Here is a 25853-nt window from a genome sequence, read left to right on the forward strand (position 1 = left end):
CATGACAAAAGATAAAATTATAATATACCAATTGTTGCCAAGATTATTTGGCAATAAAACAAAAGATCCTGCATTTAATGGATCGAGAACCGAGAATGGTTCAGGCAAGTTCAACGATATTTCTGACATAGCAATTAAAGAAATCAAAAAACTCGGTGTAAATCATATTTGGTATACAGGAATTATCGAACATGCCACTGTTGAAGGATATCCTGAACATGATATTCCCAATGGAAATCCTTTGGTAATAAAAGGGAAGGCTGGATCGCCATATGCCATAAAAGATTACTATGATGTAAATCCGGATTTGGCTGAGAATGTCGCCAATAGAATGGAAGAATTTCAGGACTTGATAGATCGTACTCATGAGAATGGCATGAAAGTAGTTATTGATTTTGTACCCAATCATTTGGCCAGAGAATACAAGTCTGATAAAATGCCCGAAGACAATAAAGATTTTGGTGAAAACGATGATGTAAACATAGCATTCTCACCCAACAACAACTATTACTATTTGCCAAATCAGGAATTAAAATTGCCACAAGAAATTCTTTCTCGTTACCCGGATCAGTGCTATACCGAAAATCCTGCCAAAGCAACTGGTAACGATCAGTTTTCGGCCTATCCAAACAATAGCGATTGGTACGAAACCGTAAAGCTGAATTATGGAGTTGATTATCTGAATGACAATGCAAGTCATTTCGATCCTATTCCTGACACTTGGATAAAGATGAAAGACATACTGCTTTACTGGGCGGAAAAGGGAGTAGATGGATTTCGATGCGATATGGCAGAAATGGTTCCCGTAGACTTTTGGCACTGGGCAATTTCTGCTGTAAAAGACAGATTTCCAAACGTAATCTTTATAGCCGAGGTATATAATCCAGATCTCTACGAAACCTATATCCTCCAAGGCAAATTCGATTACTTGTACGATAAAGTTGGCTTGTACGATACTTTAAAAGCCGTAATCAGAAACGAGCAGCCTGCTCAGAATATATCAAGCTGCTGGAAATCGTTAAATGGACTCGATCAACACATGCTTCGCTTCCTTGAAAATCATGATGAACAGAGAATAGCATCAAGGTTTTTTGCAGGAGAAGCAGTCAAGGCAATTCCCGCCATGTGTGTTTCAACTTACATGCACCAAGGTCCTGCCATGATTTATTTCGGGCAGGAATTAGGGGAGCCTGCCGAAGGAAAATCGGGCTTTAGTGGCGATGATGGAAGAACAACTATATTCGATTATTGGCATGTGCCTTTGCATCAGAAATGGATGAACTCAGGAGCTTTTAACATGGAACTCCTCAGTCCTGATCAAAAAGATCTAAGAAAAGCATACGCTGATATTATAAAACTTGCTCAAGAACCTGCAATCAAAAATGGAGCGTTTTATGATATCATGTGGCAAAACACCAACTCCTGGCATTTTAATTCAGATAAGCTATATGCTTTTTTGCGTTACACTAAAAATCAGAAACTACTAATCATCTGTAATTTTGATTCTCAAACACAATTCCCACATGTGGTAATTCCTTCACATGCACTGGAGCTTATGGATATTCCGAGACCTATTAAACTTTTTTTCAATAATCTTGTGTACAATTACAGCACAAACATCGGCACCGAAGAACTCATTGATCAAGGACTTAAATTGGAAATTATGGCTTACGATTCGATGATTCTGGAGTTGAATTATTAACTCCATTTCTAAATAACGTGAGTTCGACGTAAAATTCGTTCACAGTTTGATCTGATTTTGAGTAGAAATTTTCTCAAATTTTCGAAGGAATATCGGGATATTTCAAGAAGATTTGAGGAAATTTATGCCGAAAGCAGGCAAACACATAATGAAAAGTTCTCTTTACGACATCTTCACATTAAAAATTCCTCAAAATAGCCCGCTATTCTTTCCAAATTTTTAATGCAAATCTATCCCAAATAGAACTTTCTGTGGATAGAATTTTACGTCGAACTCACGTTAAATGAAAAGTCTCGATGTATATCACATTAAAGTTGCAAGTTGTAAAATTAATTTGGCAATTTTATTATACAAAAACAAGCATCGAAAGATGCAGAAGTTAAGGCCTAAGGTTTTCTTTCGAAATGTGGCTCTCAGAAGCAAACCATTAATACCCTCAACCAAGAGAAAACATTAATCGTATTCAAAATTGTTAAGCAGGGATAAGAGAATTAAATATCAATCATTTTGATTCATAATTGGTCTAACACTGTAAAAAAGCAAAAAACTATATTTTATGGGCGATATCTTCGCCCATTTTAATAGCAGTTTCATATCCATTTCTGGTGTTTTCTATTAGGTCATCATCAAATCTCACTTTGCCTTTTTCGAAAAATAAAACTACTGTAGAACCTCCAAAGGCAAAATATCCTTTTTCACTTCCTTTTTTTATAAACGAATCTGCTTTGTAGGTCTGAATGATACTTCCTACCATGGTTGCCCCTACTTCAGAAATTAGAATATCGCCATATTCTTCTGTTTGAAGAACACTGTAAGTTCTCTGATTCTGACAGAAAATCTCTAAGCTTTTCTTTAAAGCCAGTGGAGAAACAGAAAAGTATTTCCCTTTTATTCTCTTAGATTCTGAAATTGAGCCGCTAGCAGGGAAATGATAGCGATGATAATCAGCAGGAGCCAAACGAACAATAGCCATAGCACCGTCGGCATATTTTTCTGCCAGTTTATTATTCTTTAAGAAGCTCGCCACAGAAAACTCTGAGCCCTTAACAAAGAAAGAATCAACTTCTTTAACATTAGGGAATGCCAATATTTTACCATCAGCAGGTGAAATAATACCATCGCCAATTGGCCGCTTCGTTTCCTGTATTTTACGATAAAAGAAATCATTAAAATTACGGTAAGATTTGCTGTCTGTTTCATGATAAATGGAAAGATCAATTCCATTTTTTTTTACAAATCGTTTAATTTGCCCTTTCGACAAGCGACTATTCATAAAACGCCCACCAACTGCCGAAACTACTTTTCTCTTTACAAGTACATGCAAGGAAGCCTTGCCAAAGAAGGAACCATAAAGCCATTTAAGCATACCCTCACCAGGCACCACTTCCTTTTTCACTTCACCACTCTTTCTTTCAATGTAATTGATGTAGTCCATAAAATGCTTTGGATTTTACAAGCTACAAATTTAGCAGTATTTAGATAATTTCCATCAGTTTTCTTTGCTGTTTTCAGCAATTAACCATCGATTATTTGCATTTACCTCAATGCAAATAATGAAATCAAATTCATCATACTTTCTTATCTTTATTCATCATTATTAAGCCAATCTAAAAATACAATTATCGTATGAAATACATCATCATCCTCTCCCTAGGCATTTTAGCTTACCTCTTGTTTAAAAAATTATGGTCCAATAAAGCATGGATATCACCTAAAAAGTCATTCCAGGCAAAGTGGAGAAATATTCTAATTAAAAAAGTAAGTTTTTACAATAGCCTTACGGCTGAAGAAAAAAATCGATTCGAGTATAGAGTGCAGGAGTTTTTATTGAACTGTAGAATTACTGGCATCCATACCAAGATTAATGATATCGACAGGGTTTTGGTAGCCGCCAGTGCCATAATTCCAGTTTTTGAATTCCCAAATTGGAAGTACACCAACCTGTTTGAGGTACTACTCTACCCCAACAGTTTTAACGATAAATTTGAAACCAAAGGAAAGAATGCACGAATATTGGGAATGGTTGGAACCGGTTATATGGAAGGTAAAATGATTCTATCGAAACCAGCTTTACTGCATGGTTTCTCCAACGAATCGGATAAAAAAAACACGGCAATACACGAGTTTGTGCACTTAATCGACAAGATGGATGGAAATATAGATGGGCTTCCCTCTATATTGATGCAAAAACAGTACTCAATCCCCTGGCTTGATTTGATCAGTGGAAAAATTGAAGAGATTTACGAAAACAAATCAGATATCAATCCTTATGGAGCTACAAATAAAGCCGAATTTTTTGCCGTAATTAGTGAGTATTTTTTCGAAAGACCAAAACTTTTAGCAAAAGTACATCCCGAGTTATATAAATTGCTGGAAAAGATTTTTAATCAAAATATGTCGGAAAGAAAGTTGCTTCGTGCCAAGCAAAGCATCGGACGAAATAATCCATGTCCTTGTGGAAGTGGTTTAAAGTTTAAGAAGTGTTGCGGAAAGATTCATTTCTAATGATAATGTGACTTCCATCTAAGCCTACCTTATAAGTTTTATAGCTGTATTTATCATCTATTACTGAATTTGCTAATAGCTCATTTAAAGTAAGATTTGGAGAACTCCAAATTGAAAAAGTGAGTACGCAACTCAGATTTCATGAATAAAAAGCAAATTTGCTCTCAGAAACTCGGAGTAAGCATTGGAGTATGTGTTCAATAATTATTACAATCATGCTCGTTTAACAATTGATATAATACTGGTATTTTTAATGCGATTGCCCAAAGGACTTATCAAAAAAAGCTTGATTCTTTTTAGAACCAAGCTTTTCTTTTATAGCATCATATAATTATTAAATCCATTTCACGTAATTGAAATCCTGACGATGCGGTAAGTTTGGATTACATGCAAACATTCTTAAACCAAAATCAAATACACCCGGATCATTTAAATCAAGATCTAAATGATAGAAGCAAAGTGAATCCACCTTTCTAACTTTCTTCAATCTTTCTGTTCGAATAGGCCCTTCTATTTCGCCATCATTTGATGTACGAATAACCAACTCAACACAAATTTCCTCATCAATAAGCTCTTTCAAATCAAGTGCCACCTCAACATGATAAGCTTCTCCGGAAGCATATTTGTGCTTAGGCGTGCTTGGAGCATCAACCGAAACCACATCTATTTGATCCCACCCTGCAAGAATTCTTTGCTTCCATGCAGCAGTATACTTGGCATCTTCATAGTTTCCATCTCTTAATTTCTTCACTCTATTAAATAAAGGAGTATAAAAGCGTTCTTTATAATCATCCATCATACGTTTGGTGGTATAATCAGGAGCAATTTCCGAAATACAGTTCTTAATGTATTTCACCCAATCAACAGGAATATTCTTTTCGTCGCGCTTGTAGAACAATGGAATAATTTCATTCTCAAACATTGAGTAAATGGTTTGTGCATCAAGCTCATCCTGGAAAGATTGATTTTCGTAAGTACGAGAATCTGTTAATGCCCAACCTGCACCTTCGCGATAACCTTCAAGCCACCAGCCATCAAGTACACTAAAGTTCATCACACCATTCATCACTGCTTTCTCACCAGATGTTCCCGATGCCTCAAGCGGACGGGTTGGTGTATTCATCCAAATATCAACTCCTTTGACAAGACGCTGACCCAATTCCATATCGTAATTTTCAAGGAACAAAATCTTACCTACAAATTCCGGACGTCTTGAAACATCCACAATCAACTTAATTAAATCCTGTCCTGCCTTATCAGCCGGATGAGCTTTACCCGCAAATATAAACTGAACTGGTTTTTCAGGATTGTTCAGGATTTTTGATAAGCGATCCAAATCACTAAACAACAAATGCGCACGTTTGTAAGTAGCGAATCGTCGTGCAAATCCAATTGTTAGTGCATTCTCATCTATCGAATCTAATATCTCAACCAAACTTCTCGGATCTTCATAACGTCTAATCCAGTTCTTTTGGAATCTTTTCTTCGCATAATCGATTAACTTTTTACGCAATTTATTTTTGATATCCCAAACTCTTTCGTCTGACACATCATGAATTCTCTTCCAATAATCTTTATTGGAAAGATCACTTAAGAATCCTTCTTTAAACTCGCTTTCGTAAAGTGTTCTCCACTCCTTCGCAGTCCAGGTAGGATAATGAACACCATTGGTTACATAACCAATGTGCAGCTCTTCAGGGAAATATCCTTGATACAACTCATTAAACATTTCCTGAGAAATTTTTCCGTGAAGCATACTTACACCATTCATTCCAACCGAAGTGTTTGCTGCAAGATTACTCATCGAAAATTTCTCATTATGATCTGTGGGGTGAACACGACCCAAGGCAAGGAATTGTTCCCAGCTAACTTTTAACAGATCTGGTACATAAGACAAATAATGTCTTATCATATCCGGAGCGAAAGTATCATGACCTGCTGGTACCGGAGTATGAGTTGTAAACAATGATGATGCTCGCACAACCTCCATTGCTTCTTCAAACTGATACCCTTCGGATACCAACTTAATCAATCTCTCAATATTTATTAAGGCTGCATGCCCTTCGTTACAGTGATATAAATCAGCATCAACATTTAAAGCATCCAAAGCTTTAATACCGCCCATTCCAAGTAAGATTTCCTGCTTAATACGATTATCCCAATCACCACCATACAATTGATGGGTAAGAACGCGATCTTGCTCCGCATTCATTTCGGTATCGGTATCAAGTAGATAAAGAGAAATTCTACCCACTTCAACACGCCAGATTTTTGCTACAACGGTTCTTCCTTCTAATGAAAATGAAATACTAAGTGGTAATCCAGCACTATCAAGAACTTGGGTGATTGGTAATTGTGAGAACTTCTGAGAGTTGAGCTCTACCAACTGTTCTCCATTTAAGGAAAGACGCTGAGTAAAATATCCAAATCTGTACATAAATCCTATAGCCACCATATCAACCAAAGAATCACTTGCCTCTTTTAAATAATCACCAGCCAAAATACCTAAACCTCCCGAGTAAATCTTTATGTTATCACTCAAACCATACTCCATACTGAAGTAGGCAATTTTTGGACTGCCTTCTTCTGGCTTTTCAGACATATAATCTTTAAAGTCTTGATATACCTTTTTATAGTTTGCAAGAAACTCCTTATCCTCTGCCAACTCTTGCATTCTTGAACCAGGAACTTGTTTCAGCAATACAATTGGATTCTTTTGGCAGTTCACCCAAAGTTTTGGATCAATAGACTCAAACAAATCAATGGCTTTATAATTCCAACACCACCAAAGGTTTCTCGACAATTCTTCCAATCCCAAAAGTTCGTCGGGTAAATTTGATTCAACGATTAGTTTTCTCCAATGAACCTGATTACTTTTCTTTACATGAAGTTCTATCCCCTTATCCATAAATGTATTTGTTTCTTTTTCCATCTTATTCTGAATAGCAATTTCGTACGCTTTGTAGTAATAATCTATAAAATTCTTCCAAAGAGCTTTCTCTGCAATTTGCCTTGCATTTGCTTTAGCTTCCTTAATTTGTTCTTCTGATTTTACAGAAAACAAGCGAATGTAATCTGCAATATTATGCACTAATGCTTCGGTATTTGAATCGCTGCGGCCTATAACCTGAACGCCACCTTTATTGGCCTGATTGATTTGTTGTACCCATCGACCAAAACCTGCCAACGAAGTGGTGATGGTAGGAACACTAAAGGCAACACTTTCCATGGGTGTATACCCCCATGGTTCATAATACGAAGGAAACACCGATAGATCCAATCCCATTAAAAGATCGTAGTATGATTTATTGAAAATACCATCGGCCCCGGTAAGATAGGTTGGCACGAAGATCACCTTGACCTTATCACCACCTTCATTTGTGAATCCAAGGCTTTTGATTTTGTTCAGAATAGCATCGTGATCAACATTTCCTAAATAATGTGTTAAAAATGGGGTCACCAAAGGATGTTTTTCAGAACCATTGTTCAAAGCATCTTGCAAATCTCTTCTGGCGCCTTTCTGATCACCAGGGATTAAGAAAAAGGCAACAATTTCCCTTCTCTGATTCTTGTCTTGATTTATCTCAGATAAAGAATCCAAAAATACATCAAGTCCTTTGTTTTTAAACTCGTATCGACCTCCGGTTCCAACAAAAAGCGTTTCCTTTTGTAGCTCATAACCCAAGAGTGATTCAGCCACTTTCTTTAGCAATGCTCTTGATTCAACCGCTTTCGATTCCAATTGCAGATTTGCAGGAACAAAATCGTCTTCAAATCCATTCGGCATCACCACATCAACTGTTCTATCATGAAACTGCTTACATTCTCTTGCAGTAATTTCGCTTACCGTACTTAAACAATCTGCTGCCAAAGCAGCTTTCTTTTCTAAAGAACATTTAGCCGTAACATTGTACTGACGAGTCTTTTCTATTGAGTTAAACTGATATAAATTATCGTATAATGGCTCATAATTACTTGCCAATACCCTTCCAAGCATTGTTGCATGGGTAGTAAATATTGTTGCAATGTGCGGAGCTTTGTCCTTAATGTATAAACAACCAGTTCCTGTCATCCACTCATGAAACTGGGCAACAGAATGATCTGTTTCTGCTAAATTAGATTTAACAAAACTCTCTATAACCTTCCCGGCAGCATAACCAAACATTGCTGGTTCATGATAGTCCTGATCTCCATAAAGTGATTCCAAACCATACACTTCCCAAAATTTTGCATATACAGCATCTTTTTCATCAAGAAATGGCTTAAAATCTATCAAAATTACAATTGGATTTCCAGGTATTTTCCACCTTCCAAACCTGATGGGTAACCCCTCAAATGTAGCTTGTACCTTCCATTTAGAGAACAAGTTTTCATCCTCTTCAAATTCTTTTTCTCTATGATCTTTTTCACCAAAATCGGGTCCAATATAAATAATATTGTCGCCAAATTTTTCTTTAAGAGACAAGGCTTTGGTTGAAACAACCGTATGAATTCCCCCAACTTTGTTACAAACCTCCCAGCTCACTTCAAAAATAAAATCAGGACTGATTTTAATATTATTCATGCGCAAATATTTAATTAATAATGCTGATTATTCAAATTCAAAGTGAAAGATGAATAAAATCTATCTAATAAGTATAAAATTAATCGTAAGAGAATGTTATTATATTACCTGTAAAGTTTCTTTAAATAAAACGAAACGTTTAGAAAATCAAATTATTCATTCTCCCTTATTGCAATAAGGATACTTTTAGTAATCAATCTTATTTCATTCTTTTGTGTTTTGTTAAATCATTCACAGTCTCAAATTGTACTTTTTAATTCATCCAACTCATTTTTGTATTGAGCTAGTAAAGCATCCTTTTGGGCAAGCTCTTCTTTTAACAATTCACTTTGATCTACAAAATGGCTTTTCATTTCATTAATCCTAAGCTTAAAATCACTTAAAACATTCATATAATTGATAAATGCGTCATAAGGGGAATCATAAGGATTAAAATATGAGTGCACATCGCCATCCGAAAAGAACTTTGTACACATATAATAGAAATGATCACTTGCTTGTAAGTATCTCCAATCTTTCAATAATCTCTCATCCTTTAATGCAAGAACATCATCCCTTAATTCATACAATTTATTAAATGCCTCATCCTGCAAATTATTTCCCAGCCAAGCAGATAAATCTCTTTCCTCATCAGCCCAAGAAATAGGATTTGGAACATGTGCTTGTGCAATAGGTTGATAATTTGAGGCCACTTCAGTTGGTATGGCAAATTGATATTTCGATTTTAGAATCACCTCTTTTGGAAAATTTTCAAGGAAGTCGAAAATACCAGATTCTTTCTTCTGATGTTCTCCAAAAGTTTCATAATCCATAAAGATATTTACAACATCTTCTTTCTCATCCAAGTCGTTTAACCAATCTACAAACTTACTGGTGGTAAGTGGCCATTCCTTCCATCCTTCTGACGAAAACCTAAAAGCTATATCATCACTAAGTTTGTAATTGCGCATTAAAACTTTCAGTTTAGGGTTGATGGCGTTACAGTATAGGTAATTCGGACTCTTCCATCCCAAAACATGCTTTGCACCTTCGGTTAAGATTCCTTTGTAACCCATTTCGGATACCATTTCACCAATTCCATCAGAATACACCAATTCTGTATTTCTGAACGTTGTTGGTCTAACTCCAAACAAATCTTCGATTCTATCACTATGCTCTAGAACTTGGCTCACAAATTCGTCCTTATTCTTTAAGGAGACCAACGAATGAGAATAGGTTTCCGCCAAGAATTCAACATCTCCAGTTTTGGCCAAAGCCTGAAAACTACTTAATACTTCAGGAGCATATTGCTCAAACTGATCAATGGCTATACCTGTTATTGAGAAGGCAAGTTTAAACTTGCCCTTGTTTTCTTTTAACAAATTCAATAATATCTTGTTTGCAGGCAGATAGCATTCATCAGCAATATTTCGCATTATTGATTCGTTGGTATAATCATCGTAATAGTAATGATTGTTGCCGATGTCGAAGAATCTGTATCTTCTTAAACGTAATGGTTGATGTACTTGGAAATATAAACAAATCGATTTCATAGTCTTAGTTTTTCTTAGTTTCAACAAATGATTCAATAGTAGAATTATAAACATCGTATACATTTAAAGCAGCATTAGCCCACTTTAAATTATCGACTTCTTCTTTACCTTTCTCTTTAAACTCATTCGAAAGAGAATTGTAGCGAATGATACCGTAAATTGCATCGGCCATTGCATCAATGTCCCAATAATCAACTTTTACAGCATGTGTTAAGATCTCGGACACTCCAGATTGTTTAGAAATAATTACTGGTACATTAGACTGCATGGCTTCCAAAGGTGATATTCCAAAAGGTTCCGAAACCGAAGGCATTACATACACATCACTTAACTCAAACATCTTAAATACATCATCTCCTTTTAGAAAACCTGTGAAATGAAATATATCGGTGATACCAAGTTGAGCGGCACGTTCTACCATTTTTTCGAGCATATCGCCACTTCCCGCCATTACAAAACGAACATCACTGGTTCTTTTCAACACCTGGTAAGCAGCTTCAACAAAGTATTCAGGACCTTTCTGCATGGTAATTCTACCCAGAAATGTCACAACCTTTTCCTTCACTCCTTTTTTAATTTTCAGCTTTTCTTCAAACGACACAGGTTCAACGGCATTGTAAACCGTTATTACTTTATCGGGATTCTGACCATATTTTTCAATAACAATATTTCTGGTAAGATTACTCACCGCAATAATCTTATCGGCAGCATCCATTCCCATTTTCTCAATCTCAAAAACTTTAGGATTCACACTTCCTCCACTCCTATCAAAATCGGTAGCATGCACATGAATCACCAAAGGTTTACCTGATACTTCCTTTGCTGCTATTCCTGCCGGGTAACACAACCAATCATGAGCATGAATTACATCATGTTCCTGATCCATACTAATGGTTGATGCCACATAAGCATATTTATAGATCTCTTCGATAAGTTCGCTTCCATATTTACCACTAAATTCAAGCTTGCCTTCCTTATCCACTTTAAAAAACTTATTTTTGCCGCACAAATCCTGACTTGAGAATGTGTAATACTCATCCGGATCATTGTATGGTACCAAATGCGAATCAACTTCTAAATAAGTATGCTTTGATTTAAACTTTTCGATATGCGTTTGCACTTGCTTGATGGTTGTATTGTTTGCTCCAACCAGCTCCATTTTACTTTGATCTTCGTCGCCATAAGCTTTCGGAACTACAAATACAATGTCTAAATCTTCAATTTTTGATAATCCTTTGGTTAATCCATAACAAGCTGTACCCAAACCTCCCGAAATATGAGGTGGAAATTCCCATCCAAACATTAGAACTCTCATATACAAACTATTTAAAAGATGATTGGTTTAACATTTTACTCACTCTGATAATTTCTGCTACACTTAAGGCATAAGATGTGGCTTCGTTCGGCTTATGCGGTGGATTTCCATCGTAGATTTCCGAAATGGAACCCAAACCATGCTCATGCAAACAATATTCAAAGCCATTTAGGTAGCGCTGAATTGTTGATTCTCCACCAGCCTTGTAAAGACCTAAATACGCATCAGCAAAATGTCCAAACAACCATGGAAAAACAGATCCAAAATGGAAGGCACAATTTCTATCCCATTCATTTCCTTTAAACACTCCGATATATTCATGATGATTTGGCGAAAGAGTTCTTAATCCTCGCGGCGTTAGTAAATCTCTTTCTATGATATCTAAAATTGATTTTTTCTGTCCTTTTTCGAGACACGAATATGGCAAGGATACTGCAAACATTTGGTTAGGACGAATAGCCCAGCTCTTATGTGTATCGTCTACATAATCGGCGAGGTAATTTCTTTCCTCACTCCAAAATGTTTCTATAAACGACTTATTAATGGTATCAGGATGATCTTTCCAATCCGCAATAAAGTCTTTGTCGTTTGCTTCAACTGCCATTTCCAATGCAAAACATACAGCATTGTACCACAAAGCATTCAATTCAACAACATATCCCATCCGTCTATTTACAAAATCGCCATTGTTCTGAACATTCATCCAGGTCACCCCTTTTCTAATATTCCAAAGCAAGCCATTATCGTGCATTTTTATTGCAAGTCTCGAACCGAATTTATAATAATTAAAAACTTCTTTAATCTTCTTGCTAAACTTTTGCCAAAGTTTGACTTTGTCTGCTCCAAATTCAACATACTTTTGCAATGTCCAAAAGAACCATAAAGGAACATCTACCGAATCCTTACCAGTATATCTTGCACTATCTTTAGAAAAGCGATACAGTATTTTATCGTAGGCGGTATTTAAAACTTCAAGAAAAGTTTTCTCATCATTACGAGCCAAAGTAAGACCTGGCAAAGCCAAGTATGTATTTCTTTCGCTTGTACTAAACCAAGGAAATCCATTAATAATTGACGTTTCTTTTCCTTTACGAGATATAAATTGTTCTGCCGAATTTTCCAAACAGTTCTCAAAGCTATCCCTTACTACTCTTTTCTTTATTTCGCTATTGAATTGTTTCAAGATTAACTTTGGAGAAATTTCTTCGGTTCCTGCTGAAAATACAATTGGCTCATCTTTCTTAATTTCCATCTCGAAATAACCTGGCACATATAGATCTTCGTGGCAATCATAACCTCGCTTTTTTTCCTCTTTGTATTCTACATTATAATACCAATCAGGAACATGAACAAATTCTGATTTTTTTGAGGTTTGCATAAAAAGATAAGGAAAACCATTGTATAGTTTCAATCCTATTCCATTGTCTACAATACTTGCACGTGTGTTGGCTTCTAAATTAGCTTTTGTCAAGGTATGAATACTTCTGAAAGCCAAAAAAGGTTGAAATCTAATTGTCGTTGGCGAATTAGCTTCCACAAGAGTATAGCGAATTAAAACCCTCTGTTCTTTTTCAACCAAAAGGAATTCCTTTTTCAATACAATTCCCCCTACACGGTACGTGATTACCGGAGTTGGATCCATTCCAAACTCTCTCACATATTTGTGTCCCTTTGGGCTATATTCTCCTGGGAATTTATGTATTCCCAAATTGAATGGGGCACCATGCTGAAGCAAAGTCTCATCTACGCTTGATAGCAGGACGTGGTTGTCACCTCCGAAATTTTCAATCGGACAAATCAAAAGGCCGTGATACTTACGGGTGTTACAGTTAATTATAGTTGAACTGGCAAAAGAGCCTGCACGGTTAGTGCGTATAAACTCTTTCTTTAGAGAATACTCAGTGTTTACAAGCCGAGCCTTGTCGAATTTAAGATAGTCCATGCACAAACGATTTTTGGGGTTCATTACAAACGATTAGATAAATTATATTATCATAACATACAATAATTTTTCAATAAAGTTATTAATATTTTTCTGAATGTAAACTTATCAAAGCCCTTATTTAATATTATTTTTTTGTGAAATCATTACAGCACACTTTAATTGCTAACATATTCATTTCTCATCACTTTACATTGCAATCGTTTCAATAGAAAAAAAAAGAATCTTAAATCGTTTTCACATCATTTCCTAATATGAATACAGATAATAAAATCGCCGATTAACCTTGTTAATTATTTCATTACAATAAAGTTAATTCCAATAGAGATATTTTTCTTTAAATCCACATTTATCTTAGTTTTCTTAAACAACGCTTACATGAAATTAACCCAATTACTTTCACCATATTACATATTACAAATCACTTTTCATTTTTCAAATTATTAATCACGGTTATATTTTTTTCAACAGAAAATCAAATAGAATCAACATTATTTTAATTCCGCTCATCAAACAAACTTTTTTAAATGCCTTTTCGAGAATTCAATCAATAGTCTTACTTGAAATATTTGTGCCATTCTCAGAACCAACAAGATAAAATATGTATATTTGAAAAACATATAGTGTAAGGGAACAAAATGTATCTAATAGCTCATGTAGATCAAATCGAAAACTGTACCATTACAAACACTACAATAATTATAGCTATTATGCTTATACCTATTATATTAAGGAATTAGTCTTAAATTATTTTTGAAGATTTAGCATTAATCAAAGCGAAATCCCAAATCATGCGGGTTTTTTATGAAACGAGCATGATTAAGATAATTATAAATAGAAATAAGACTCAAATTCTTTTATGAATTTAAGTCAAGGCAAAAAAATAGAGACATAGTCATATCTAATTCGATTTTTTAAACGAAAAATAAACTTAAATACTACCATTACAAACTAATAAATAATAGAATGATTGGATTCAAACTTAAATTAAATGGAAAAGAAACATCTGCTTTAATACAGCAAGGAGTGCTCTCCATAATCATAACAAAGGTAAAAAACGAAATTGAGGAATCGATTAACCTTAATTTTAACGGCATGGACACAAAAGATCTCAAATATATTGATTGGGATCAATGTAATTTAAAAGAAGGTGATGAACTAATCCTTACAATCAAAAAAATCGAAGAGGTTTCAGCTCCTATTCGCATTAGAGACATCGATCATCAGTTTGATAATAAACAGAAACTAAAAAATTATTATTCCCTGAAGGAATCTTTAGAAAAAGAAGGCTTGATATAATAGCATAAAAATAATACTGGCATAAACTACCCTCAGACCTTAAACTTCTACACGACTGCAAGGAAAACATGAAGAGAATAATTGATTTGCTGCAAAACCTCTTTGGTTACTTTAATAAAGCCCAGAACTTATCGCAGACTAACCAAGAAGAACTATCTAAACCTAGTCCAGAACAAAATTGTTAAGACCTTAAGAAGTAGAGTAATGACAAAACTTTCATTAGAATCATTGAAAATACATATGAAAGATAACTTTTCAAGTTTTGCATTTTGTGCCTCGATTCATTTCGAGACTCAAAACGAAAGTGATTTAGATTCCCAATTCAAGCAATTACCCCTTTTCAAAACTATCTATTTGTGCCCTATTAAACTGAATTCGACATATAATTTTAGGTTCAGACCACCACTAATAAGCATACGATGGTATTTTTTAAGGAAGAATAAAATCAAAAGGCTGAAAATTTATTTTATGACAACAATAACTTTGAATACGCTGTAAAAAATCGAAACCAACCAATTGAACAAGACACTTTTACTTATATTATAATTTGCATGAAATAGAGCCAAGACTATGCCTTGGCTCCCCCTAAAAACAAATAAACTTAGTCAAAGGCTCAACACCACTGACAGGCTGGTTTTTATGCTGGACGAGGAACAGGCAGAGCCTGCATTTCAATTTTAATATGAAGATGTTGGTTGCTGCAACGACGAATACTTACCACAGTAGTTTCGTAGTTGATGTTCTCGACCTTTAAGGTGGACTCACCCTCTGGAAATTTTTTAAATGTAAAGTTTCCTTTTTCGTTAATTTTGGTGTACAAACCACAACCAACCGCACTAACCTTGCCAAATGGAATTGACAAACCACTTTCTTTATCTACGATGTATCCACGAAGATCAATATTATTATGATTTCCTTTTTTCAACATTCTCGACGAAAAATAATCACTTACCATTTGGGGATGCGATTCATTATACCTTTTAATAGACCAATCTAATTTTTCTCTTAAAAACTCATCAATACTTTTAATCAAATCTTCTATTTTATTTCTGTTTTGTTTGTTTTGAGTCTTAATTATTGATCTATCCTCAATCTTATTTATAATGTCTTTAATAATTTTTAGATTGTCCGCTACAAATTCTGGATTTATAGCATAGCTTGCCAAACCTGCTTCGTATTCTTTCGCTAAATTACAGATCCTTCTTGCACTATTCAATCTTATAACTGCCGCTTCACGGCGCACATTGGCACATTGAGATTTTGCCTCATCTATCAATACATGATTATCGTTATCATTGGCATAACATACTAATGCAATCCTTAATTTTTCCATATTTTTAACCAACACACTAAACAACTCATCTTTTTCCTGTGTTAACCATTGTGTAGGTTTATTCATTTGCGAATGAATACTTTTAAATGTTGCGGCATAATTAGTAAACTTCTCAATTTGTGTTTTAATAGATTCATTAGATTCAAACAAAATGCTATTACTGGCCAAAACATCACTAATAAATTGATAACTTTTGATTTTTGCATCTATTCTTTTTGACATAAGCGATTAATTTTCTGCTATCATGACATGGCAAGTTTCAGACATCAACAATTCGCTAAAAAATTCTTTTATCTGGTTAGTCGTAACTTTAATTCTATCAAGAAACAACAACAAGAAATAGATTATTCAGACATGGTTGAAGAGACTCTTTTGCTTAGGATATGCATTAAAAAAACCTTTAAAAGAACCAAGTACAATCACTTAATTGCCAATTAAGGGATTTAGAGCCGAATTTGCATTCTTAATTATGAACTGTATTCTTTCAACAAACAGGTTGATTCTATCAACAATGCAATTCGTGCACTTCAATTATTGTGCAATCCATTAAATTTAAATGTTGACACATTAGACAGTAAAAAAATAAAGGCTATGTGTAGTAGGTTTTAATGGCATAAATTCTTGTCCCCTTGCTAAAATCATGATACTTATTTAAATTTGTTTTGGTACGACATAATAATTCCTATAAAAGATGAATATTATCTCTCGCCTCAAAATCTCCCCTATAAAATTGTTTTAATCAAATGACCTTATTGAGATTAATTATTTAACTAAAAACATGACGAATCTAGGAATAATTTATTTTAAAACAAACTTTATTGTTGATTTTTCCTGAACAATCATCCTACTGTAATGTTTAATTTACAGTTCTAAGCCAGAAAGCATGTACAATTATATCAATTTAAAAAATTTAGTCTTTTATGAAAGATTTTTGTTTCTAGTCAATTTAATTCTCACAATTGCATTAATCAACTTTAAAGGCACTTACATTTTAAGCACTATACCTCATATAGTATTGCAATAATCTTGCACTTAAAACTAAACATTTAGCATAGTCTATTCAAAAACACTACAGCTCAGAAAATTAAAAAATGTTTTCAACTAACAATCAGGTCGTACACCAATGATTTACTTCTAGAATTCATAATTTCCAAGTAATAAAAGTGATAACCGATAAGATTAAACGATATTGTTGTTTTATAATTTGGTTGGATTGATGGGCAAAGATGTGCACATTCGGCACTTAATGAATATAACGTATGGAATAAACGCAAAGTAATAACAATAATATTTTTTGATTCCAAGTCTACTGACAAATTGTGGTTAGACTCAGAAGCTATCATTAATCAAAATATCTAAACATACAATTCCGACAGATACAACAAAATTTGCATTTAAAATTAGAAATATGCGCTTAACAGAGTAAAGTTTTCAAAGAACCAACCTCTTTGCCCTAGGTTACAATTAACATGAATCACAAATCGATAACTATATAGTTAATCCTTAAGAATGTCCCATGTTGTTGATAATCAGCATTTAATTGTGAATAACCTTTGTTTTAAGAGTAGTTTAATTGCAAGGTTATTAGTAAATTGGGTAAAAATCTTGCAGTAATAATGAAAGGAACATTACCTAATCAGAATCAACGGAACTTATTCCGACCTATTCTAAAAGATATTATTAACCCTAATCATGAACTGATAATTTTATCAAAGCGTATTGATTGGCAATATTTTGAAGATAGCTTTAGTCCATTGTATTCACATACAGGTCAACCAGGTATTCCAATACGCACCATGGTTGGTCTGTTGTTACTAAAAAGGATCTATAATTTAGGTGATGAAACGGTTATGGTACAATGGGTTCAAAATCCATATTACCAGTACTTTTGTGGAGAAGCAGAGTTTCAATGGGAACCACCATGTGATCCTTCAGACATGGTTCATTTTCGAAAACGTATCGGAGAAGAGGGAGCAGAAAAAATATTGGAAGTATCTATTCACACCAGAAAAGATGAAATCAGAAGTACCAATGACGTTCTGATAGACACAACAGCCCAGGAAAAAAACAAAAGTAACCGTTGCACAACCAAGTAATATTTCTAAAAAATAAGATAAAAGCCATAAAAGTATGCGGATTTGCAAGCTTTTAAGGCTTTGTTTTTTCTGTGTTTTTTGCTTGTGCTTTAAATTATTAAGTGCTTAAATTAACTCTAATTAAGCCAATACACTTCTTCAGGGAATGAAACAGAACAATGGCCTGATTTGTCATTGTTTCAGCTGTTTTATTCATAAATTTCATTAGTTTTTTAAGGTTATAGGCTGTTGCAGACATGTGCATTACCTTATTGGCCTGGGCAATTCCTATAGTGTTGATTTTTCGAAGTCCCATAAATTGTGTTAAGGTTCCGAATACAGGCTCGACTGTAGATTGCCGTTTGCCTTTCATGTATCTGCCGAACTTGCTCTGCACTCTTTTGTTGTTGCGTTTATACTGTTCTACATACACAGTTATTGCGATACGTTTTTCATGGCTTTTGCCCAGGCATTTCTTCTTGATAGGACAGTTTTTGCAATCGCTTCGTTTGGTCAGATAATGATTCTGAAGAGAGTTGGTTACCATTTTTGTTTTTCGAAAAGTAACTTTCTTTCCCATGGGACAAATCCAGTAGTTTTCCTCTTTACAGAAAGTAAATCCTTCGGGACCGCCCTTGTAAGTTCCGTGTGGAGGTATGTAGCTGATAATGTTTTCCTTTTCCAGAAAAGCATAGTTTTCTCCGCTACTGTAACCGGCATCGGCAAGAAGGGTTGTCCACAACAAGCCTTGATTTTAAGTCTTCGCTTTAAACGCTTTGTGGCATCCTGCAAGTATTGATTGTCTTTTTTATCAGCATGGTAGGCTTTTACATCGGTGATCACATGATTGGCAGTATCAACACTGATATTATTTAGATAATTCAGCTTTCTGGCTTTGCCAGGTTTTACGCTGATTCTTGCATCGGGATCGGTTGGACTGTAATGGGTTTTGTTACTGGTATATTTGGCTCCTTTGTTGGCAGCTCCCGGACGTTGATCCTGATTCTTTTGCCAATTACGATTGCGGGATTTTATTTCCTGCAATTCTCTTTTATCGGCTGTAATGATTTGCTGATTGCGAGAAGCCTTATTCTTTTTAGGCTTTCTATCTTCTCTACTCTGGTAGCGAGCTTTTTGAAGATAAGCCTCCAGCTGTTCTTCAGGAACTTTCAGTTCCAAACTATCCATGCTGGCATTGGCTTTTATTGGTGCTGAATCCATGGCCTGAGTATGACCTGCAACCATTCCCTTGTCTACACACATGCTTAAAATATGAGTAAAAACCTCTTCAAATATCTTTTCGGGAAACAGTTGTCTTGTTCTGCTTAAAGTACTGTGCCATGGCAATTGCTCATCGATATCAAATCCTAAGAAAAATAGGATATCCAATCGCATGGAGCAGTGTTCAATTAACTGTCTGTCACTTATGATATTTTCTAAATACCCAACTAAACAGAGTTTATAAAAAACAACAGGATCAATGCTCTTCTGTCCACATTTCCCGTAGTAAGCTTGAGCCTTTTTGTATAAAAAGGATAAATATAAAACTGATCTTAATCTTCGATAGAAATTATTTTCAGGAACTCTTCCGGAGAGTTGAAAGCTGGAAAATAACTTCTCTTGGTAAAGTTTCTTTCCTTGCATTTTTATTTACAAGTTAAGCTATTATCATTGCTAAGTAAAGTTATTATTGTTAGTTTTATAAACAAGTTATCAAGAGTTGTGCAACAGGCACACGAGCGAAAAATAATATGCGATTTAAAAGAATGTATTCCAGTTCGGTTGACAAATCAACCGGAGTAAAATACGATCAAATCGGTAAGCTGGAATCCTACTACCCAAGCAGGGACTACCCAGAAAAGCTTCGGCGAATCAAGTACTATGATTGTGAAACGGATAAGGAGCTAATTTTCCTTACCAACAACATGGAACTTGAACCTACTGAAGTCGCTTATCTGTATAAAAAACGCTGGGAGGTAGAGCTGTTTTTCAAGTGGATGAAACAACACCTTAAGATAAAATCCTTTTGGGGAACAACTATTAATGCTGTAAAAATCCAAATGTATTGTGCGATCATCGCCTACTGTCTTGTTGCCATAATTGGTAACAGATTGAAAGTTGACCGCTCAATCTACGAAATACTACAAATCCTTAGCATATCTCTACTCGACAAAACTCCTGTAAGAGAGGTGCTTACCAAATACGATTGCAAAAATGTCAAAGAACTAAATAATAAACAATTAATAATCAGTGGGTTTTAATCGCCCACCAATGACAATTTGTATATGCTTAAAAGTGAAAAAGACTTTTTAGTTGAACTTGAGGACACTTCTAAAGTACAAAATCAACTATCTAATCATGAAGTAGCAATTAAATTAAAACAGTTAATAGCAAATATTGGTTATTAGCATAAGAAATTAAATATTTAGCTTAGTTCTTCAGCCTAATGTTTCTAGAAATCTAATCGCTTTTCCTTTTTCCAAAGCCTTAATGAAGGCTGTTCCAATAATGGCACCATTTGAAAAGCTTGATACAAGTTGGAAACTTGCCTTGTCTTGAATTCCAAAACCAACTAATGATGGAATATCAAGAGCTGCAATTTTCTTGAAATAAGCCTCACGTTCTTTGCTGACGTGCAAAGCTCCTCCTGTTGTGGCAGCCGCTGAAACCATGTAAAGAAACCCTCTTGCAGATTTCCGGATTGTAGCCAAACGTTTATCAGTGGTTTGTGGTGTTACCAGCAAAATATTGTGAATTCCGGCTGCTTCGAATTTTGCTTTGTAGTCTTCCTCGTATTCCTCCAAAGGCAAATCAGGCAAGATAAGGCCATCAATTCCTACTTTTTGACAGTGCTCCAAAAAAGCATCAACACCAAACTTAAATACGGTATTCCAGTAGCCCATTAATATCAAAGGAATTGTAATGGTTTTTCGAACATCTTTTAGCTGATCAAACAAAAGCTGTAAGTTCATACCATTATCCAAAGCTTGTTTAGCTGCTATTTGAATTACTGGTCCATCGGCCAAAGGATCTGAAAATGGAATACCAATCTCAACCAAGTCAACAGCTTTATTTTGTAAAAGTTGTAAGCAAGGAATGGTGTCTTCCAGTTTAGGATATCCGGCAGGAAAATAGATTGATAGGATATCCTTTTGTTTATTTTGAAATAATTGATCGATTCGATTCATATCTTAAATTGCATTTTTTTATAATTTTGAATAGTTCTAACCTTAAGCCCACTTTAAGGATCTTTTCTAAACGCAACTTTTAAGAGGCTTAAACGGATTCCATAAAAAGAGAGATTTAAAATGGATATATTTCTTAAAACGTTATTAAGCTAGTTGTTTCATGTAAGTTTCCATGTCCTTATCTCCTCTTCCCGATAGATTGACAACAACAACATCCCCTTTCTTGAACTGCAATTTTTCCAATACTGCCAATGCATGCGCCGATTCAAGAGCAGGGATAATGCCTTCTGATTCTGCCAATAATTTTGCGGCATTCAGTGCTTCTTCATCGGTGGCGGACAAAAACTGTGCTCTTCCCGAAACTGCCAAATGAGCGTGTAAGGGTCCGACACCAGGATAATCTAAACCTGCCGAAATGGAATATGGTTCGGTAATTTGCCCGTCATCATCCTGCATTAACATGGTTTTACTTCCGTGGATAAAACCGATATCACCAATGGTAATGGTTGCAGACGTTTCACCACTTTCAACACCCAAACCTGACGCTTCAACAGCCACAAGTTTCACCTTTTTCTCATTTAAGTAATGATAGAAAGCTCCGGCAGCATTGCTTCCGCCACCTACACAAGCAATTACATAATTTGGATTGAAATTTCCTGTCTCTTTTAGCAACTGCTCACGAATTTCCTCTGAAATAATCGATTGTAAGCGAGTTACCAAATCAGGATAAGGATGCGGGCCAACAACAGAGCCAATCAGATAAAAGGATGCTGGATTCGCAATCCAATCCCGAATAGCTTCGTTGGTAGCATCTTTCAAGGTTTGATTGCCCGAAGTGGCCGGAATAACCTTTGCTCCCAACATTTTCATTCGAGCCACATTGGGAGCTTGTCGTTTAACATCCAATGCTCCCATATATACTACACATTGCAGCCCGAACAAAGCACAAACCGTAGCGGTGGCCACACCATGCTGCCCAGCTCCGGTTTCAGCAATAATTCTTTTCTTACCCATGTGCTTTGCCAACAAAATCTGACCAATGGTATTGTTTATTTTGTGCGCACCCGTATGGGTTAAATCTTCTCGCTTCAGGTAGATATTGGTTCCGTATCTCTTCGAAAGATTTCCTGCTTTTGTCAAAGGCGTAGGACGGCCAACATAGTTATTCAACAAGCGGGCGTAATCCTTCTTAAATTGCTCCGAAGATAATATCTTTAAGTAATTCTCTTGCAGTTCATTTACATTCTTTCGCAATAACTCGGGGATATAAGCTCCTCCGAACTCACCGTAATATCCTCTTTCGTCAACTGCATATTCATTTTTGTTCATATCATTCAATTCTAATTTATTAAGAAATACCTCCAACTGATCGGCATTTTTCTTCGCCGGTTGCAACTCGAAGCAAGAGTTCAGATCCAACGCATAAAGCCTTTCGTGAAATAATTGCTTGATTTGCTCTGCATCTTGCCCTCCTATTCCACCGCTCAGAAAAAATGGTGTAATACCTTTATAGTTTTTCAAAATCTCCCAATTGAATTTTCTTCCACTGCCTCCGTAGTTTCTTGTTTTGGTATCGAACAAAAAGTAATCACAAACTGTTTCGTATTCTTTAAAAGTATTAAACTGAAAGCCATTATTCATCTGAAAGGCTTTTAGCACCTCATAACCTGCATCTTTTACTTTTTTGCAGTATTCAACCGATTCACCGCCATGTAACTGCATGGCATCCAGCTTGTACTTCTCTCCTTTTTCCAATAAAGATTCCAATTCTTCGTTCACAAAAACCCCAACTTTACGAATACTTTTTGGAAGTGTGGCAGGGATAGAGGTATCAAATTCTGCTCCTACATATCTTGGTGATTTTGGATAGAAGATAAAACCTGCATAATCGATTGGCAAGTGTGCCAACTCCTTAATATTATTGCTATATTTTAATCCACAAACTTTGATTTTCATTGCTCTTTAATTTTTTATTGAGGAACATTTGTCGAACACCTATGGAGTAACACTAAAACGATATTTCGTTGATGAATTCATGACATGCATCTCCGGGCGAAGTTTGTTTCATGAAGTATTCACCCATCAGGAATGCTTGAAATCCTTTCTCTCTCATTTTTTTCACGATATCGGAACTGCCCAAACCGCTTTCGGCCACACGAATCACATCTTCGGGCAGCTTATCGGCCAATTGAATAGATTTATTAATATCCACAACAAAAGTCTTTAGGTTTCGGTTGTTGATCCCAACCAAATCAACAAATTTATTTACATGCTCCAATTCCGATTCGTCCTGGAGTTCAAGCAGCACTTCCATGCCCAATTCCTTTGCAAGGAATGCAAAATCCTTACATCGCTGCAGTGTGAGAATGGCAGCAATCAGAAGAATCACATCTGCTCCCATGGCTTTCGATTGATAAATCTGGTAAGGATCTACGATAAACTCCTTACGCAATAGAGGAATTTGCAGGGTTTTTCTTGCCGTTTCAAAATCTTCTGTTTTCGCTCCAAAGAAACTTTCATCGGTTAAAACAGAAACCATTGAAACTCCTGCTGCCTGATATTTCCCAAATACTTCATTGGGAGTAACATTACCATTAATCACACCTCTTGAAGGTGACCGACGCTTAAATTCAGCTATTACACCAGAAGCTCCAATTTTCGTGATCGATTCTTTAGCCGAATAACACTTACGCTTGAAATTCTCCTCGCTCATAATTTGGTAAATGGGCTGTTTCATTTTCTGAAGAGCCACCTCTGCCAGCTTTTTCTGAACAATTCGATCTAATATATTCCCTTTTGTGCTCATTTTCTAATTTGTTAATTTCTTCAACACCTTGTATGCTTTTCGCGACTCCAAGGACTCAACTGCTCTTGTTATAGCATCTTCCCTGCTTAATTCAGGATGCAAACAATGAATTGCCAAACCAGCATTCCTGGTCACCACAGCATTCTGCGCCTCTGTCCCTTCTCCTTTCAGTATATTGGTAAAAATTTGAGCTGCCTGTTCTACCGTCTCTCCTCCGTACAATTCTGCAGGTTCCAACTTTCTATGTTTGAAATCTGCAGGTTCCAATAATTCCTCCAAACCATTACCAATCAATTTTACCTTATCTGTTAAGGAAATCTCATCATAACCGTCAATACCATGAATGATGGTATATTTTGAATCTGTTTGCTGTAACAAATACTGGTATAGTCGAGCCAATTCCAAATCGAACACCCCCACAATCTGATGTTTAGGTCTTGAAGGATTCACTAGTGGACCCAACATATTAAAGAACGTACGCACTCCTAGGTTACGACGAATGGGGGCAATATTCTTCATAGCAGGATTAAATAAAGGAGCATGCAAAAAGCAAATTCCAGCTTTATCCAAGTCTCTTTTCAAATCTTCCTCCTTACTTTTAAATTCGTAACCCAAATACTCTATAACATTAGATGATCCACAGAAGGAAGACACACCATAGTTCCCATGCTTGGTTACCATTTCACCTGCTCCAGCTACAATAAACGAAGCCAATGTTGAGATGTTGAAAGTATTTTTGCCATCGCCACCTGTTCCGCACAAATCTACTCCCTTATATTCCGATAAGTCAACAGGAATAACGAGTTCAAGCAATGCCTCACGAAAACCAGTCAGTTCTTCAACCGTAATGCTTCGCATCATAAACACAGTGAGGAAAGAAGTAATTTGAAACTCATTAAACTCCCCTTTTGCAATCTGTATCAAAACCTCCTTAGCTTCTTCTCTTTTTAAGCTTTTGTGTTCGAAAAGATATTGTAGTATATTTTTCATTTTTATAGACATGAGATGTAAGACTTGAGATTAAGAATTGATCCAATTTGCGATCATTTTCATACCATCTGGTGTGAGTACCGATTCAGGGTGAAATTGTACTCCCTCAACATCATATTCTTTATGGCGGATTCCCATAATTGCACCCTCCGAATCACGGCATGTAACCTTTAAACAGTCTGGTAAATCTTTTTCCACTACATTCCAAGAGTGATATCTTCCTGCCTGAAATTCTTTGTCAATTCCCTTCAGCACTACTCCATCAACATCTGTGCGAAAAACCGAAGTCGACACCCCATGATACACAATATTCAGATTCTCGATGCTACCACCAAACACTTCAGCAATGGCCTGCTCTCCCAAACAAACACCCAAAATAGATTTACTTCCCGCATATTCAGTAATCAAATCTTTTAAAATCCCAGCCTCATCAGGTATTCCCGGACCAGGTGACAACAAAATCTTATCGTATTTGTCCACATCCTTTAATTCAATTTCTCTGTTACGATACACATCAATATCTTCAGCACCAAGCTTTCGCAGATATTCTACCAAATTGTAGGTGAACGAATCGTAATTATCTAATACCAATATCTTCATAA

The 25853-nt window shown here is 35.6% G+C and carries 17 protein-coding genes and 2 pseudogenes; 5 read left to right on the top strand and 14 right to left on the bottom strand.

What is annotated here, in order from left to right; translation table 11 throughout:
* Nucleotide 1: 1 nt before the first annotated feature.
* On the top strand, nt 2-1702 hold the full coding sequence (locus tag ACO05S_RS00375) for an alpha-amylase family protein (RefSeq protein WP_421919572.1): 1701 nt from the start codon (nt 2-4) through the stop codon (nt 1700-1702).
* Between the two features lie 547 nt (nt 1703-2249).
* On the opposite strand, the gene ACO05S_RS00380 is transcribed toward ACO05S_RS00375, so the two are convergent.
* Entirely contained in the window at nt 2250-3137 is an 888-nt protein-coding gene (locus ACO05S_RS00380) for a phosphatidylserine decarboxylase (protein WP_421919573.1), read from the bottom strand.
* 191 nt (nt 3138-3328) lie between these two features.
* Between ACO05S_RS00380 and ACO05S_RS00385 the strand changes: the two genes are divergently transcribed.
* Complete coding sequence (locus ACO05S_RS00385; protein ID WP_421919574.1) at nt 3329-4207, top strand: zinc-dependent peptidase; 879 nt, start codon at nt 3329-3331, stop codon at nt 4205-4207.
* A gap of 334 nt (nt 4208-4541) precedes the next feature.
* On the opposite strand, the gene glgP is transcribed toward ACO05S_RS00385, so the two are convergent.
* The 4 genes from glgP to ACO05S_RS00405 form a co-directional block, all read right to left on the bottom strand.
* Nucleotides 4542-8771: an alpha-glucan family phosphorylase gene (gene glgP / locus ACO05S_RS00390; RefSeq protein WP_421919575.1), complete on the bottom strand. Its 4230-nt coding sequence runs from the start codon at nt 8769-8771 to the stop codon at nt 4542-4544.
* Nucleotides 8772-9010: 239 nt separating this feature from the next.
* A complete protein-coding gene (locus ACO05S_RS00395) occupies nt 9011-10303 on the bottom strand; it encodes a glycoside hydrolase family 57 protein (protein ID WP_421919576.1) in 1293 nt (430 codons plus the stop codon).
* Between the two features lie 4 nt (nt 10304-10307).
* Nucleotides 10308-11618 (bottom strand): glycosyltransferase family 4 protein, encoded by a 1311-nt coding sequence (locus ACO05S_RS00400; protein WP_421919577.1) that lies wholly within the window; start codon nt 11616-11618, stop codon nt 10308-10310.
* A gap of 7 nt (nt 11619-11625) precedes the next feature.
* Nucleotides 11626-13560: a glycogen debranching enzyme N-terminal domain-containing protein gene (locus ACO05S_RS00405; protein ID WP_421919578.1), complete on the bottom strand. Its 1935-nt coding sequence runs from the start codon at nt 13558-13560 to the stop codon at nt 11626-11628.
* 966 nt (nt 13561-14526) lie between these two features.
* On the opposite strand from ACO05S_RS00405, the gene ACO05S_RS00410 reads away from it, so the two are divergent.
* Nucleotides 14527-14859: a hypothetical protein gene (locus ACO05S_RS00410; protein WP_421919579.1), complete on the top strand. Its 333-nt coding sequence runs from the start codon at nt 14527-14529 to the stop codon at nt 14857-14859.
* A gap of 637 nt (nt 14860-15496) precedes the next feature.
* On the opposite strand, the gene ACO05S_RS00415 is transcribed toward ACO05S_RS00410, so the two are convergent.
* The gene (locus ACO05S_RS00415; protein WP_421919580.1) at nt 15497-16414 is read right to left on the bottom strand and encodes a carboxypeptidase-like regulatory domain-containing protein; all 918 of its coding nucleotides are present in this window, start codon (nt 16412-16414) and stop codon (nt 15497-15499) included.
* Nucleotides 16415-17808: 1394 nt separating this feature from the next.
* On the opposite strand from ACO05S_RS00415, the gene ACO05S_RS00420 reads away from it, so the two are divergent.
* On the top strand, nt 17809-18288 hold the full coding sequence (locus ACO05S_RS00420; RefSeq protein WP_421919581.1) for a transposase: 480 nt from the start codon (nt 17809-17811) through the stop codon (nt 18286-18288).
* Nucleotides 18289-18385: 97 nt separating this feature from the next.
* On the opposite strand, the gene ACO05S_RS00425 is transcribed toward ACO05S_RS00420, so the two are convergent.
* Both ACO05S_RS00425 and ACO05S_RS00430 read right to left on the bottom strand, forming a co-directional pair.
* Nucleotides 18386-19012: a transposase gene (locus ACO05S_RS00425; RefSeq protein ID WP_421919582.1), complete on the bottom strand. Its 627-nt coding sequence runs from the start codon at nt 19010-19012 to the stop codon at nt 18386-18388.
* 539 nt (nt 19013-19551) lie between these two features.
* A pseudogene (locus ACO05S_RS00430) lies at nt 19552-19911 on the bottom strand (transposase); the annotation flags it as partial.
* A gap of 68 nt (nt 19912-19979) precedes the next feature.
* On the opposite strand from ACO05S_RS00430, the gene ACO05S_RS00435 reads away from it, so the two are divergent.
* Nucleotides 19980-20528: a transposase gene (locus tag ACO05S_RS00435; protein ID WP_421921264.1), complete on the top strand. Its 549-nt coding sequence runs from the start codon at nt 19980-19982 to the stop codon at nt 20526-20528.
* Between the two features lie 177 nt (nt 20529-20705).
* On the opposite strand, the gene trpA is transcribed toward ACO05S_RS00435, so the two are convergent.
* The 6 genes and pseudogenes from trpA to ACO05S_RS00465 form a co-directional block, all read right to left on the bottom strand.
* Nucleotides 20706-21455 carry a tryptophan synthase subunit alpha gene (gene trpA, locus ACO05S_RS00440; protein ID WP_421919583.1) on the bottom strand — a complete coding sequence of 250 codons (750 nt, stop codon included), beginning with the start codon at nt 21453-21455 and terminating at the stop codon, nt 20706-20708.
* Between the two features lie 144 nt (nt 21456-21599).
* Nucleotides 21600-22784 carry a tryptophan synthase subunit beta gene (trpB, locus tag ACO05S_RS00445; RefSeq protein WP_421921265.1) on the bottom strand — a complete coding sequence of 395 codons (1185 nt, stop codon included), beginning with the start codon at nt 22782-22784 and terminating at the stop codon, nt 21600-21602.
* A 30-nt stretch (nt 22785-22814) separates the two neighbouring features.
* Nucleotides 22815-23411 (bottom strand): annotated as a pseudogene (locus ACO05S_RS00450) (phosphoribosylanthranilate isomerase); the annotation flags it as partial.
* A gap of 52 nt (nt 23412-23463) precedes the next feature.
* A complete protein-coding gene (gene trpC, locus ACO05S_RS00455; protein ID WP_421919584.1) occupies nt 23464-24261 on the bottom strand; it encodes an indole-3-glycerol phosphate synthase TrpC in 798 nt (265 codons plus the stop codon).
* Nucleotides 24262-24264: 3 nt separating this feature from the next.
* Nucleotides 24265-25251: an anthranilate phosphoribosyltransferase gene (gene trpD, locus ACO05S_RS00460; RefSeq protein ID WP_421919585.1), complete on the bottom strand. Its 987-nt coding sequence runs from the start codon at nt 25249-25251 to the stop codon at nt 24265-24267.
* 30 nt (nt 25252-25281) lie between these two features.
* Complete coding sequence (locus ACO05S_RS00465; RefSeq protein WP_421919586.1) at nt 25282-25851, bottom strand: anthranilate synthase component II; 570 nt, start codon at nt 25849-25851, stop codon at nt 25282-25284.
* Nucleotides 25852-25853: the final 2 nt, after the last annotated feature.

It is taken from the genome of Marinifilum sp. (assembly GCF_965230805.1).
Taxonomy (GTDB): Bacteria; Bacteroidota; Bacteroidia; order Bacteroidales; family Marinifilaceae; genus Marinifilum.